The organism is Arthrobacter sp. PGP41 (assembly GCF_002953935.1).
Lineage (GTDB): Bacteria > Actinomycetota > Actinomycetes > Actinomycetales > Micrococcaceae > Arthrobacter.
The window spans coordinates 1,532,939-1,546,276 of the sequence record NZ_CP026514.1 but is presented as its reverse complement, the minus strand read 5'-3'; the positions used below and the strand labels follow the sequence as shown (position 1 = coordinate 1,546,276).

The 13,338-nt window shown below is 66.4% G+C and carries 14 protein-coding genes; 2 read left to right on the top strand and 12 right to left on the bottom strand.

Annotation, left to right across the window (positions count from 1 at the left end; genetic code table 11):
• Positions 1 to 65: 65 nt before the first annotated feature.
• Positions 66 to 260 (bottom strand): 50S ribosomal protein L35, encoded by a 195-nt coding sequence (rpmI, locus tag C3B78_RS07015; RefSeq protein ID WP_009358635.1) that lies wholly within the window; start codon positions 258 to 260, stop codon positions 66 to 68.
• 115 nt (positions 261 to 375) lie between these two features.
• Positions 376 to 1,374 (bottom strand): translation initiation factor IF-3, encoded by a 999-nt coding sequence (infC, locus tag C3B78_RS07010; protein WP_234005545.1) that lies wholly within the window; start codon positions 1,372 to 1,374, stop codon positions 376 to 378.
• A gap of 385 nt (positions 1,375 to 1,759) precedes the next feature.
• On the opposite strand from infC, the gene C3B78_RS07005 reads away from it, so the two are divergent.
• A complete protein-coding gene (locus C3B78_RS07005; RefSeq protein ID WP_104997428.1) occupies positions 1,760 to 2,146 on the top strand; it encodes a DUF1844 domain-containing protein in 387 nt (128 codons plus the stop codon).
• Positions 2,147 to 2,312: 166 nt separating this feature from the next.
• Here C3B78_RS07005 and C3B78_RS07000 read toward each other — a convergent pair whose 3' ends face one another.
• The 8 genes from C3B78_RS07000 to C3B78_RS06970 all read right to left on the bottom strand — a co-directional run bounded on the left by C3B78_RS07000 (position 2,313) and on the right by C3B78_RS06970 (position 8,520).
• Positions 2,313 to 3,599: an MFS transporter gene (locus tag C3B78_RS07000; RefSeq protein WP_104999683.1), complete on the bottom strand. Its 1,287-nt coding sequence runs from the start codon at positions 3,597 to 3,599 to the stop codon at positions 2,313 to 2,315.
• A 53-nt stretch (positions 3,600 to 3,652) separates the two neighbouring features.
• The gene (locus C3B78_RS06995; RefSeq protein ID WP_104997427.1) at positions 3,653 to 4,534 is read right to left on the bottom strand and encodes an SseB family protein; all 882 of its coding nucleotides are present in this window, start codon (positions 4,532 to 4,534) and stop codon (positions 3,653 to 3,655) included.
• A gap of 10 nt (positions 4,535 to 4,544) precedes the next feature.
• Positions 4,545 to 5,291, bottom strand: a complete 747-nt coding sequence (gene priA, locus C3B78_RS06990) for a bifunctional 1-(5-phosphoribosyl)-5-((5-phosphoribosylamino)methylideneamino)imidazole-4-carboxamide isomerase/phosphoribosylanthranilate isomerase PriA (RefSeq protein WP_104997426.1) — start codon at positions 5,289 to 5,291, stop codon at positions 4,545 to 4,547.
• A gap of 40 nt (positions 5,292 to 5,331) precedes the next feature.
• On the bottom strand, positions 5,332 to 5,490 hold the full coding sequence (locus C3B78_RS19840) for a hypothetical protein (RefSeq protein ID WP_197432389.1): 159 nt from the start codon (positions 5,488 to 5,490) through the stop codon (positions 5,332 to 5,334).
• On the bottom strand, positions 5,491 to 6,258 hold the full coding sequence (gene hisH / locus C3B78_RS06985; RefSeq protein ID WP_104997425.1) for an imidazole glycerol phosphate synthase subunit HisH: 768 nt from the start codon (positions 6,256 to 6,258) through the stop codon (positions 5,491 to 5,493).
• Positions 6,255 to 6,881 (bottom strand): imidazoleglycerol-phosphate dehydratase HisB, encoded by a 627-nt coding sequence (gene hisB, locus C3B78_RS06980; RefSeq protein WP_104997424.1) that lies wholly within the window; start codon positions 6,879 to 6,881, stop codon positions 6,255 to 6,257. The genes hisH and hisB overlap by 4 nt, the downstream gene beginning before the upstream one ends.
• A gap of 59 nt (positions 6,882 to 6,940) precedes the next feature.
• Positions 6,941 to 8,059, bottom strand: a complete 1,119-nt coding sequence (locus C3B78_RS06975) for a histidinol-phosphate transaminase (RefSeq protein ID WP_104997423.1) — start codon at positions 8,057 to 8,059, stop codon at positions 6,941 to 6,943.
• Positions 8,060 to 8,163: 104 nt separating this feature from the next.
• Positions 8,164 to 8,520 (bottom strand): LysM peptidoglycan-binding domain-containing protein, encoded by a 357-nt coding sequence (locus C3B78_RS06970; RefSeq protein WP_104999682.1) that lies wholly within the window; start codon positions 8,518 to 8,520, stop codon positions 8,164 to 8,166.
• A gap of 385 nt (positions 8,521 to 8,905) precedes the next feature.
• Between C3B78_RS06970 and lexA the strand changes: the two genes are divergently transcribed.
• On the top strand, positions 8,906 to 9,640 hold the full coding sequence (gene lexA / locus C3B78_RS06965; protein WP_104997422.1) for a transcriptional repressor LexA: 735 nt from the start codon (positions 8,906 to 8,908) through the stop codon (positions 9,638 to 9,640).
• Between the two features lie 33 nt (positions 9,641 to 9,673).
• On the opposite strand, the gene C3B78_RS06960 is transcribed toward lexA, so the two are convergent.
• Positions 9,674 to 11,731, bottom strand: a complete 2,058-nt coding sequence (locus C3B78_RS06960; RefSeq protein ID WP_104997421.1) for an ATP-dependent DNA helicase — start codon at positions 11,729 to 11,731, stop codon at positions 9,674 to 9,676.
• Entirely contained in the window at positions 11,724 to 13,307 is a 1,584-nt protein-coding gene (gene hflX, locus C3B78_RS06955) for a GTPase HflX (protein ID WP_104997420.1), read from the bottom strand. The genes C3B78_RS06960 and hflX overlap by 8 nt, the downstream gene beginning before the upstream one ends.
• Positions 13,308 to 13,338 lie beyond the last annotated feature (31 nt).

Sequence of the window (13,338 nt, the reverse complement as noted above, 5' to 3'; positions counted from 1 at the left end):
GGCCTGAGAAGGCTTTTTGGTAGGTGACCGGCCACCAGGTGATGGTCAGTCAAAGAACTTGGAAACTAGATGCCGAGCATCTTCCGGATGACCTTGGCGTCGCCCTTGAAGACGATCTTGTCGCCGGCAAGGCGACGGGTCAGCCGCGAGGACTTGTGCTCGAGGTAATGGCGGCGGTTGGCCTGCTGGCGGCGCAGCTTGCCGCTTCCGGTCAGCTTGAAGCGCTTCTTGGCACCACTGTGGGTCTTCATCTTCGGCATGGGAACCGATCTCCTTACGTTCCGCAGGCTGGGCCTGCAGCTCTATCGCGCAGCTGCCCCTCAGGGCGGCGTGCTGGTTGCTGACTGCCGGAGGGCGACCTCCGGCAGCTGTGGACTAAGTGGTCTTCTTGCCGGCCGGCTTCGGCACTGCCTTGGGGGCAGGGCGGGCAGCAGGCTTCGGTGCGGCAGGCCTGGCCACCGGCTTCGGCGGAGCCGGAACCGCTGCGGGCTTCGGCGCTGCTGCCGGAGCAGCCGCGGCGGGCTTCTCCGCAACAGCCTTGGGGGCGGGAGCAGCCTTCGGAGCGGCAGCCTTGGGGGCCGCCGCCTTCGGAGCAGCCGCCTTCGGGGCTTCCTGCTTGGGAGCTTCCTGCTGGGGCGCTTCCTGCTTGGGAGCTTCCGCTGCCTTGGCGGGAGCTTCGGCTGCAGCAGGTTCGACGACGGCGGCCGGCTCCTGTGCAGGGGCCTCGGCTACTGCCTCAGGTTCGGTGGAGACGGTGAAACCTTCGGGAAGCAGATCCGCCAGGGACTGCGTCAGGGGCGCCTGATCGTCGCCGGACGTGTCAACGCGCCCGGAAGCCTTGGCTTCGTTCTGCGCCTTCGCCTCGGCACGCTGGGTGGCGCGGCGGGCTTCGGCCTTGGCCTCAGCCTTATTCTTCAGCGGGCCGACCACCATGACCATGTTGCGGCCGTCAATGCGGGGGCTGGACTCCACAACACCCACTTCAGCGACGTCGTCGGCGAAGCGCTGGAGCAGGCGGATGCCCATTTCCGGACGCTGCTGCTCACGGCCACGGAACTGGATCATGGCCTTGACCTTGTCCCCGGCGCCGAGGAAGCGCAATGCGTGGCCGCGCTTGGTCTCGTAGTCGTGGGTGTCAATCTTCAGTCGGAAGCGGATTTCCTTCAGAACGGTGTTCGTCTGGTTCTTCCGGGCTTCCCGTGCCTTAACCGCGGCCTCGTACTTGTACTTGCCGAAGTCCATCAGCTTGCACACCGGAGGCTTCGCCTGAGGTGCAACTTCAACGAGATCAAGGTCGGACTCGGCAGCCAGACGCAGGGCATCCTCAATACGGACGATTCCTACCTGTTCACCTGCAGGGCCGACCAGCCGCACCTCGGGGACGCGGATACGCTCATTGATTCTTGGCTCGCTAATGTTAAAGCTCCTGTTTTTGTTGTGGAATCCGGCAAATAGAGAAGGCCCCCAACTGCCGGAGCAATCGAAGGCCTCAGAAAGATCGGATACAGCGCCCGTCAAGGGACTGCACGCACAGTTCCGGCGGATGCCGGTGCCATGCCCAACCAGGTACCCGGCAACCTTGAGTTCCTAAACTTCGGAACAGCGGCTGACGCGGGTGGGAGAGAACTCCGCTTGCAAACTGCATGCCATCTTACAGAAAAAATTCCCGTCAACGCTGTGCAGCGCCGGTGGGAACCTTGATTGTTGGATCAATCTCTGAAATAACGACATCCAGTTGGTCTGTGTCAAGCTTACCAGTATGAGCACCCCAGACAGTAATTCACACGTTTTCGAGCCGGCAGCCGCCGGTCCCGATGTCTCCCGGCAGGTCCGCGACATTTCCGAAGTTCCGGCGATCGAGGTCATCACCACCGCAGCCGTCCATCTGATGAGCGCAGCCGCCGTCAAGCTGGGGCTTGCGGCGGAGGACAACGCCGAGGAGCTGAAGGACCTGGACGAGGCACGGAAACTGATCACGGCCCTGGCCGGCCTGGTGACCGCGGCCGCCCCGGAGATCGGCTCCCAGCACGCAGGGCCCTTGCGTGACGGCCTCCGGTCGCTGCAGCTGGCGTTCCGCGAAGAGTCGCTGATCCCCGATGCCCCCGGCAAGGGCCCGGGCGAGAAGTACACCGGGGCAGTGAACTAAGGAAGAACCCACCCAAGCGCCTTGCGACGGCGGGACGGCCTTTACGGGTCGTCCCGCCGTCGTCGTTTCCCAGGCAAAGTACCTCCGCGGTCCATCGATTGCTCCGTAGCTGCCGTTTAGCGCGGCCAAAAGGACAACTGTGGAGCAACCGATGGAAGAAACTGCGTCAGGCAGCGCGGCGCCGCCGCTGCTGGAGGAACAGCCCGGCAAAGCATAGGAGCACGCCGGCAACCCCCACCGACACAAACCCTCCGGACGGTCCCGTGCCGTCGATGAAGACGCCCGCGAGCGGTGCGCCCAGGGCCACGCCGGCCGTCAGCGCGGAGCCATACCAGCCCATGGCCTCCCCGCGGCGTTCCTCCGCCACCAAATCCGCCACTTTTTCTGATGCTGATGACAGCACGGGCGCGCACAGCAGTCCCGGCAGGAGCGAGGCGAAGGCCAGCGTCCAGGTGTCGTGGGCGAAGCCCATGGGGATGGTCAGTGCCGCCATCCCCAGCAGCAGGACCAGCGGAGAGACGGGGCGGTGCATGGCGCCGTATACCAGGCCGCCCGCCACCGACGCTGCGCACCAGAAGACGAACACGATGCCGATGTCGCGCTGGTGGCCGCCCGTCTCCAGGGCGGCAACAATGCCCACATCCGTCCCGCTCAGGACCATGCCGGCGCCCGCAGCCACCGCAAAGACCGCGCCGACGGCCGCCGTAAACCATGCAAAATTGTGCGCAACCTTGCCGCGGAATCCGGCGCGGCCCCGGGTTTCCGCAGGCGCCAGTTCCGCCGCCGCCTCCTGCAAATGCGCCGGGGCGGCGGCCACGACGGCCGCTTCTGCCGCGCGGCACTCGTCGGCGCTGGACTCCCCGGTTTGGTCCGCACTTCGAGTGGGCGGGTTGAACCACATCAGGAACAGGCCGGCCAGCGACGTGGAAACGCCCACCACGGTCAGGCCCAGCACTGTGAACCCGCTGGTGGCAACGATGGCACCTGCGGCGGGGCCGATCATGAACACGATCTCGGTGGTGATCGCGTCGAGGGCAAAGGCCGTACGGCGCTGGTCGCCGTCGGCCAGCACGCCCAGGGACTGGCGGACCACGCTGAAGATGGGGAGCGTGAGCAGGCCGCCCACAAACACCAGCGGAAGCAGCCACTGGTACGACACATGAGGAACAACAGACCAAATGACGGTTTCCGAGATCACGGACGGGATCAGTGCGGTGCGCAGGCCCACGGTGTCCACGCGCCGCCCGCGCCACGGCGCGCCAACCGCAATGCCGATGGTCATGACGGCGGCGGCGGCGCCCGCAGCGGCATATCCCTCGTCCAGGCTGAGGACGATATGCAGGGTCAGCAGCACGCCGGCCGCGGAATGGGGTATTCGGGCAACCATGCCCACCAAGAGCAGCCTGCGGACGGGCCCGACGGCGAGCAACTCCCGGTAGAGAGCGAAATTCACAGTGATCCTCATGTCTGCCGCCGTGGGCCGGGGATCACCCCGCCTCGCTGCGGCTAGCGTTCTGCGCGCCTCAACTTGACCTCGATCGAGTCGACGCGCTCCCCAAACAATACATTCCGCGACCACTCCGACTGGAGGCCTGCTATGAGGTCCTGCACCCCGGCCGCATCAAGTCCGTCTTCGAGGTAAAGCACCACCTGCAGTTCCGGCCCTGCGCCGCCGCCTGCGGCCATGGTCCCATCGGCGGCCAGGGCGGCCACTCCCCTGCCCGGCGCCAGCTCGAGGTTCCGGACGGCGGGAAAACCTGCAGCGGCCCGGCCCATCTCCTCCGCGAGCTCTTCGTCCCTGTACGACGGGACCCACCCGTGCTGCTGCGCCAGGGCCCAGACCGCGGGCCGCCGCACCACAAACGTGAACCCGGAGCCCGGATCGAGGACCAGCAGTTCGGCGCCTTCGGCGACGGCCGAGAGCGCCGCGCGGGCCGCATACACGGCAACCGGCCTGGCCTCGGGGTGCCAGGCGGCCAGGGCCGCCGTTGAAGTGAAGGCGGGCATGGCTGTCCTGCCGTCGGCAGCCTTGAGGGTGACCAGGGCCATGTCCGCCTGTTTGTCGGCGTTCAGGCCGTGCGCTCCTTCCGCTTCCTCGGCGAGCCGGGCCACGATGGGGATGAATACGCGGGCGGTGGCCAGCGAAGCCACCACGCCGGCTTCGTCCCCCGTTCCTTTCCGCAAGGCCGCAACTGCGGCGAGGTAGGCCTCGCTGGCCGTTCCGTCGTCGTTCTCGAAGTTGTGGATTTTGGCATCGTCACCGGCCAGGCTTCGGCCTGCCCAGGGCCGGCCTGCAGAATCGGCACCGCCGCCGGCGCCCGCCAGCGCCGCAGCGATGTGCCCCGGCAGCTGGCGCGGGGACGGGGCGCCTAATTCGTTGCTGGCCATGCCGGGACGTTTAGCGGCGGCCGGCGACGTCGAGCGCTTCGGGCAGCGTGAAGGCTCCGGCGTAGAGGGCCTTGCCCACGATGGCGCCTTCAACGCCCAAGGGAACCAACGAGCGCAGGACACGGAGGTCGTCGAGGCTGGAGATGCCGCCCGAAGCAACCACCGGCTTGCCGGTCTTTTCCACCATCTGGCGCAGGAGTTCCACGTTGGGTCCCTGCAGGGTGCCGTCTTTGGTCACGTCCGTGACCACGTAGCGGCTGCAGCCGGCGTCCTCAAGACGGCCCAGGACATCCCAGAGGTCCCCGCCTTCCTTGGTCCAGCCGCGGCCGGACAGCGTGGTGCCGCGGACATCCAGCCCGACGGCGATTTTGTCGCCAAAGCGCTCGATTGCCCGGCGCGTCCAATCGGGATTCTCCAGCGCGGCGGTTCCCAGGTTCACGCGGGCAACGCCAAGGTCCAGGGCCGCTTCCAGGGTTTCGTCATCACGGAGGCCGCCGGAGAGTTCCACCTTGATGTCCAGCCGGCCCACCACTTCGCGGAGCAGTTCCGCGTTGGAGCCGCGTCCGAATGCGGCATCGAGGTCCACGAGGTGCACCCATTCGGCACCCTGCTGCTGCCAGTTCAGCGCTGCTTCCAGCGGGGTTCCGTAGCTGGTCTCACTGCCCGCTTCCCCCTGGACCAGCCGGACGGCCTGGCCGTTGACGACGTCGACGGCGGGCAGCAGTTCAAGAACCGGCAGGTCGGTTGCGGAGGTCATGTCAATCCTTCGGGTCGGGGTCAGTATTGCCAGCCGGCGGTCAGTTGCCCGGCAGCGTCAGCAGGTAGGCAGCGAGCAGCGACATGCCCGCCAAAACGTAAAACGAAATCTGGGTCCAGAGCGGCTTGTGCTGCTGCCTGAAGGACAGGGCACCGCCGACCAGCAGGCCGGCCAGCCCCATCAGGACGATCGACCACATCTAGGCGGCGCCGTCTTCCGTTGAAGGGGCGCCCGCGGGGACCGGGCCGCCAGGAGCCGGCTTTTTGAGGTTCTGCACCCAGTTGCGCAGGAGCCGGGCGCCGGCGTCACCGGACTTCTCCGGGTGGAACTGGGTGGCGCACAGCGGACCGTTTTCGACCGCTGCTATGAACGGCCCGCCGTGCTCGGACCAGGTGACCAGGGGTGCGGCCATGCGCGGCTGCACAACATCGAAGTTCCACTCCTGCACCCCGTATGAGTGCACGAAGTAGAACCGCTCGTTTTCGACGCCGGCGAACAGCTTGGATCCCTCGGGCACCTTCACGGTGTTCCAGCCCATGTGCGGCACCACGTCGGCCGGCAGGAGCTCCACCTTGCCTGGCCATTCGCCGATGCCCTCCGCCTCCGTGCCGTGTTCGACGCCCGCCTCAAAAAGCACCTGGAGACCCACGCAGATCCCCAGCACCGGCCGGCCGCCGGCCACCCGCCTGCCGATAAGGCGGATGCCGTCCACGGCTTTGAGCTCCCGCATCACCGTTTCGAAGGCACCGACGCCGGGAACCACCAGGCCGTCGGCGTTCAGGACGTCCTCGGGCTTGGAGCTCAGGATGACTTCCGCGCCGGCGCGTTCAAGGGCTCGCACCGCGGACCGGACGTTGCCGGAACCGTAGTCCAGGACCGTGACGGTGGGCTTGCCTTCGGGCGAGGGGAGTTTCCGGGAGGCCGAGGGATCGACGATTGCGCCGTCCTGCAGGACCTGCCCGCTCACAGCGCACCCTTCGTGGAGGGGATTCCTTCAACGCGCGGATCGGGCTCAACTGCTGCGCGAAGTGCCCGGGCGAAGGCCTTGAACTGGGCTTCGACAATGTGGTGGGGATCCCGGCCCGCTATGACGTTCATGTGCAGGCAGATGCCGGCGTGCAGGGTGATCGCTTCGAAGACGTGGCGGGTGAGGGATCCGGTGAAGTGGCCGCCAATCAGGTGGTATTCCTGGCCGGCAGGCTCGCCGCCGTGCACCAGGTAGGGCCGCCCGGAGACGTCCACGACGGCGTGGGCCAGCGCTTCGTCCAGGGGAACGGTGGCTTCTCCAAACCGGCGGATCCCGGCTTTGTTCCCCAGGGCGGTGCGCAGCACTTCACCGAAGGTGATGGCAACGTCCTCCACCGTGTGGTGGACATCGATGTGGATGTCACCTGTGGCTTTGACGGTCATGTCGATCAGGGAGTGCTTGCAGAGCGCCGTGAGCATGTGGTCGTAGAACGGCACCGAGGTGTCGATGTCCGAGGCGCCGGTACCGTCGAGGTTGATTTCCACGAGCACAGAGGACTCACTGGTGGCACGTTCCATGCGCGCGGTGCGGGCCGCAGCAACATTCGATCCGGTGGTACTCATGCTTGGGTCCTTTTGGGCAGAAGGGGTGGTTCGGGGCGTCCAGCGCCGGTACTCCCAGTCTAGGCGGGAAGCTTGGCCTGGCTGGCAAGGATGCTTTCAAGGCAGGTGAGGAAAGCTGTGGTTTCGGTCTCAGTTCCGGCAGTGACGCGGAGATGGCCTGGGATTCCCACATCCCGGACCAGCACACCCGCATCCAGCAGTTCCTGCCACACCTGATGGGGGTTCTCCAGGCCGCCGAAAAACACATAGTTGGAGTCTGAGGCGGCAGGCTTGAGGCCCATCCTCAGCAGCTCGGAAACAATGCGGTCCCGCTGCTTCTTGATGTCCTCCACATCCGCCATCAGCGTCTCGCGGTGCTGGAGGGCGGCGAGGGCGGTGGCCTGGGTGATGGCCGAAAGGTGGTACGGGAGACGGACGAGCCGCAGCGCGTCGGTTACTTCGGGGGCCGCAGCCATGTAGCCGAGGCGGGCACCGGCCAGCGCGAACGCCTTGCTCATGGTCCTCGAGACGATCAGCCGTTCCCGCCCCGGCAGCAGCGTCAACGCACTGGGCGTTCCGTCGTGTGCAAACTCGTGGTAAGCCTCATCGACGATGACGATGGACTGGCTTTCTTCGCCGGCCTCGTAGACGGCTTCCACCACGTCCAGCCCGAGGCCGGTTCCCGTGGGGTTATTGGGTGAACACAGGAAGACGATGTTGGGCTGCAGCTCCTTGACCTGCCGCGCCGCCGATTCGGCGCTGAGTCCGTAATCGCCGGCACGCTCACCCACAATGTATTCCGTGTCCGTTCCGCTGGCCAGCAGGGGATACATGGAGTACGTGGGAGGGAATCCGAGCGCTGTACGTCCCGGCCCGCCGAAGGCCTGGAGTATCTGCTGAAGTACTTCGTTGGAGCCATTGGCCGCCCAAAGGTTGGATTCATCCAGCCCGTGCCCCAGGTACTCCGCCAACGCCTTTCGCAGCTCCGTGAATTCCCGGTCCGGGTATCGATTGAGTCCCGCTGCCGCATCGGATACCGCGGCGGTAATGGCTGCCCTGACGTCAGCCGGGACCCCGTGGGTGTTTTCATTCACGTTCAGGAGGATTGGAACGTCCAGCTGGGGCGCGCCATAGGGGGTAAGCCCGCGAAGGTTGCTGCGGAGGGGAAGCCGGTTCAGGCGCTCTAGCTGGTCATTCACCTGAACAGTTTAGTGCCAGCGCCGGACACCGGAAAATGTGACGGTTTCCTGTTCGCTCCCGCATGCTGCGCCCTCACGCCCGTGGAGAGGCAAAATGCCGGGCCCTAACTTGCAGGCACGAACAATTGCTGGCCGGGAAAGACCGCGCCGGCAGGGAGGTTGTTCAGCTGCACGATGTCCGCGACGACGTCCCGCGGGTCGCGCTCCGGCGAGACGCTGGCGGCGATACCCCACAACGACTCGCCTGGCTGGACCGTCACTGCGACAGTGGGCGTCGTTGCAAGATCCGTCGCGGACTCCGACGCCTTGGCCGGGGCATTGAAAAAGCCCGCCAGGGAGAAGAGCAGCGCAGCCAGCAGGACCAGCGGAATGCCGATTAGCACGATGCGACCGCGACGGGTCAGCCGAAGCGGCGGAAGAGGCGCAGGCCGCCCGGCCAGACGATTGTCCGACTGGGACATGATTTGCTGCACCGAAAGCAGCTGTTGGCGTGAACCCCGCGTAACAGATGTACCTGACATGATCTGAGCCCTCCTGGACCGTACTGTGCTGCCCGGACGTCCTTCCCGCCGCCCCCGGCCGGACGTATTCCGGCGCGGTCTTCGAAGGACCAGGGCAGTCAGTAGAACATATATTCGAACTTTGCTTTCTCTGTTTTAGCACCTATCAACGAACATTGTCGAGACTCGCTAGAACAAATGTTTGAAAAAGCAATGCGGCTGGCCTAGCTTTGAACCAAAGAACAACCACCCGGACAGTCGATCAGCAGGGTCTGACATTCAAGGGCGGGACCTTCCAGGGCCTGGCCATGGAACGGACCGGCGGAACCGAAAGGCATTGGCGAACATGGCAGCAGCAGCCGCCGGGGGCAGGGCAACCGCGCAACCGAAGAGGACCGCCAAGGGCCTGACTCCACGGCAGAAGAAAATCCTCGAAACCATCCAGCGCTCGGTCAACGAGAACGGGTACCCGCCGTCCATGCGGGAGATCGGCGACACCGTGGGGCTGGCGAGCCTTTCGAGCGTCACGCACCAGCTCTCCCAGCTTGAGAAGCTTGGCTACCTCCGCCGCGACCCCAAGCGGCCCCGGGCCATGGAAGTCCTCATGCCCCTGACCCTGGACGGCGGAGCCGCAAAGCCGGCCAGCCAGGCGTCCGCCGTGCGTTCACCCGGTACAGCGACTGTCACCGAACTGCCCACCGCCCTGGACACGGCAATGGTCCCCCTGGTGGGCCGGATCGCCGCAGGCGGCCCCATCCTTGCCGACCAGCTGGTGGAGGATGTCATGCCGCTCCCCAGGCAACTGGTGGGCCAGGGGGAACTGTTCATGCTTCGGGTAGCCGGGGATTCCATGGTGGATGCGGCCATCTGCGACGGCGACTGGGTTGTGGTCCGCCGCCAGCAGGATGCCGCCAACGGGGACATTGTGGCCGCGCTCCTGGATGACGAAGCCACCGTCAAGACATTCCGCCAGCGCGACGGCCACACGTGGCTGCTGCCGCAGAACACCCAGTACGAACCCATCCTCGGGGACCACGCCACCATCATGGGCAAGGTTGTGTCCGTACTCCGCTCGCTGTAGCCGGGAAACTCCGCCCGCCGCAGCGAGGCGGGCTCAGGCGTTTTCCCGGGCCAGCCGTTCCAGGGCTGCGATCGCCGTCTTCCGGTCTGTTGTGGACCAGAAGGGCGGCAGCGCCCCGCGGAGGAACCCGGCATAGCGCTCGGTGGCCAACCGGGAGTCCAGCACGGCCACCACTCCCCTGTCGCCCGTGGAACGGATCAGCCGGCCGGCCCCCTGGGCGAGCCGGATCGCGGCGTGCGTGGCCGAAACCGACATGAAGCCGTTTCCACCGGCCTGTGCTACCGCCCGTGAGCGCGCCGTCATGAGGGGATCGTCCGGCCGCGGAAACGGAATGCGGTCTATCACCACCAGCCGGCACGAGCCGCCGGGGACGTCCACGCCCTGCCAGAGGGACATGGTCCCGAACAGGCAGGTATCGGGCTCGTCGGCGAACTGCTTTACCAGGGCGGTCATGGTGGAGTCACCCTGGCAGAGGACCGTTATTCCCAGCTTGGGGCGAAGCGCCTCGGCCGCTTCCTCTGCCGCACGCCGGGACGAGAACAGGCACAGTGCCCCGCCACCGGATGCACGGATCAGGGCTTCCAGTTCGTCCAGCGCTTCCGGGGAGGCGCCCCGGCCGGGCTTCGGCAGGTGCCCGGCAACGTAGAGGATGCCCTGCTTCGGGTAGTCGAAGGGCGATCCCACGTCAACGCCGGTCCAGCTGGGGGCGCCGTCGCCCACCAGGCCCAGTCCGCCCGCTGCAGGCTCGAATGCGGAACCGATGGCCAGCGTCGCGGAGGTCAGCACCACCGTGTGGCCGGCGAAGAGCCCCTCACGCAGCCTTCCGGCAACGGACAGCGGCGCAATGTTGATCAACGCCGGAGCGGTCTCGTCCGGCTGGGAGAATCCCTGCGCAGGATCAAAGGAGCTGGCACGGGAAAACCACACCACTTCGCGGTTCTCCCGGGCTGCCAGGAGCCGTTCACAAAGTTCCAGGATGAGCAGCAGCCGGGACCGCGCAAGCTGCCTGCCGCCGTCGGCCGTGGCGCTGCTGTCCCCCTTTGAATCCGAGAGGGCAGCGCGGCAGGCGTCCCGCAGCTGGTCCACGCAGTCCAGCTGTTCATCGTTGAGCCCGTTCGGGAGCAGCCCGTTGGGTACGCCTGCCAATGCGAGCTCCAAGTTGGCGGCTGCGGCGTTCAACGCATCAACCGTGATGGCCGTGTGCTTCCGCGCACCGGCGGCAGCAGCGTGGACCATGGCCACCGAGAGCTGGCCGGAGACCGCCCCGGTGACCCTGTCCTGCAGTTCATGGGCCTCATCCACCACCACCACGTCATACTCGGGCAGGACGGCCAGGCCTTCGAACGCGCTGACAGCGAGCATCGCATGGTTGGTGACCACAACATCCGCTTCAGCAGCATCCTGGCGCGCCAGTTCGCTGAAGCATTCCGCGGCCATGGGGCACTTCTGGGCGCCCAGGCACTCCATGGAGGTCACCGAAACCTGCCGCCAGGCACGGTCCGTGACGCCCGGCAGGAGTTCATCCCGGTCGCCCGTGTGGGTCTTTTCAGCCCATTCCCGGAGCCGCACCACCTCCTTGCCGAGCTGGGACGAGGGGCCGCCCACGGCTGCTGCGAAATGCGGGACGCTGGTGTCCTCGCCCAGGCTGAACAGCTGGCCCTCGGACGGCTCCTCACTGGGGAAGCCGCCTTCCAGCTTGTGCCGGCAGACGTAGTTGGAGCGGCCCTTGACCAGGGCCACTTTGACGGGCCTGTCCAGGGCGGGCGTGATCGCCTTGAGCAGCCGGGGCAGGTCCCTGCCCACAATCTGCGTCTGGAGGGCCAGGGTGGCCGTTGACACCAGGGCGGGCTTGTTGCTCTGCAGGGCGTGCGCGATCAGGGGGATGAGGTAGGCCAGGGACTTGCCGGTGCCGGTCCCCGCCTGGACCAGCAGGTGGTCCCCCGATTCAATGGCGCGGGCCACCTGCCTGGCCATCTCGTGCTGGCCGGCACGGCTTTGCCCGCCCATGCCGGCCACGGCCCGGTCGAGCAGTTCGATCACGAACTGCTCGCCGGCCGTTTCCGTGGCTTCTCCCGCCACGGCCTCAGTCATTGCTGACGAAAGGTTCCAGTTCAGCCGCGAAGCCTTCCCGGACCATCACGACGGCCCTGGTTCCGGCTTCAACGTGGTCGACGCTGATGATCTCGGCGTCGGAGTCGTGAAGCTTGCTGAGCAGGTCTCCGCGGTCGTACGGGATAAGCAGTTCCAGCTTGACGCTGGGCCGGGGAATGGCGTCGCTGATTGCCTTCAGCAGCTCGCCGATGCCTTCCCCCGTACGGGCCGAGACCACCACGTGCCGGGGCTCGCGCTGCTTGAGCCGTTCCACCACGAACGGATCAGCGGCATCGGCTTTGTTGAGCACGATGATTTCGGGCACCTTGCGGGCATCCACCTCGCTGAAGACCTTGCGGACTGCGGCGATCTGCCCCTCGGGATCCGGGTGCGAAACGTCCACCACGTGCAGGATCAGGTCCGCGTCGGCGACTTCCTCGAGCGTGGAGCGGAACGCTTCCACCAGCTGGGTTGGCAGCGAACGGACGAACCCCACGGTGTCGGCAAGGGTATAGCCCAGGCCATCCGCGGTTTCCGCTTTGCGGACGGTGGGATCCAGGGTGGCGAACAGGGCGTTCTCCACCAGGACTCCGGCGTCGGTCAGGCGGTTCAGCAGGGAGGACTTGCCCGCGTTGGTGTACCCGGCAATCGCTACGGACGGCACGGCATTACGACGGCGGTTGGCCCGTTTGGTCTCGCGGGCCGGCTTCATCGCGGCGATCTCCCGCCGCAGCTTGGCCATCCGTGTACGGATCCGGCGGCGGTCCAGCTCGATCTTTGTCTCACCGGGACCACGTGAACCCATGCCGGCAGCCGCGCTGCCCACCTGGCCACCGGCCTGGCGGGACATCGACTCACCCCAGCCACGCAGGCGCGGCAGGAGGTACTCCAGCTGGGCCAGCTCCACCTGGGCTTTGCCTTCGCGGCTCTTGGCGTGCTGGGCAAAGATGTCCAGGATCAGGGCCGTCCGGTCGATGACCTTGACCTTGACGATGTCCTCCAGGCCCCGGCGCTGGGAGGGCGCGAGCTCGGCATCCACCACCACGGTGTCAGCGCCGGTGGACATCACGATGTCCCGGAGCTCCAGGGCCTTGCCCGAGCCGAGGAACGTTCCAGGATCCGGCTTGTCGCGCCGCTGGACGAGCCCGTCCAAAACCTCGGAGCCGGCAGTCTCCGCGAGGGCTGCGAGCTCCCGCAGCGAGTTCTCGGCGTCGGCCAGGGTCCCCTCGGACCAGAGCCCGGCCAGGACCACGCGTTCAAGGCGCAGCTGCCGGTACTCGACCTCGGTAACGTCTTCCAGTTCGGTGGAAAGCCCTGCCGTGCGGCGCAGGGCGCGGCGTTCCTCAAGGTCCTGCTGGTCGCCGTCGTACGTTGTGTGTTCTTCGTCCAGGCGGGAAATCGCCTGGGCTTTGCCGAGCATTGCCTTCCCGTCCCGGCCCTCCTCGCCGCCGCTTGGCACGCTGAGTTTCCTGGCCGGTACGTCCTTGGAGAGAATCCGGTCGATGACAGCTTGGATTTCCGCAGGACTCATGTCCTGGGCGGCTGGATCTGATCCGGTGTTGGGCTGGCTGGTCATGGTCTCCTTTGAAGATTCGGCAGTTCCAGAA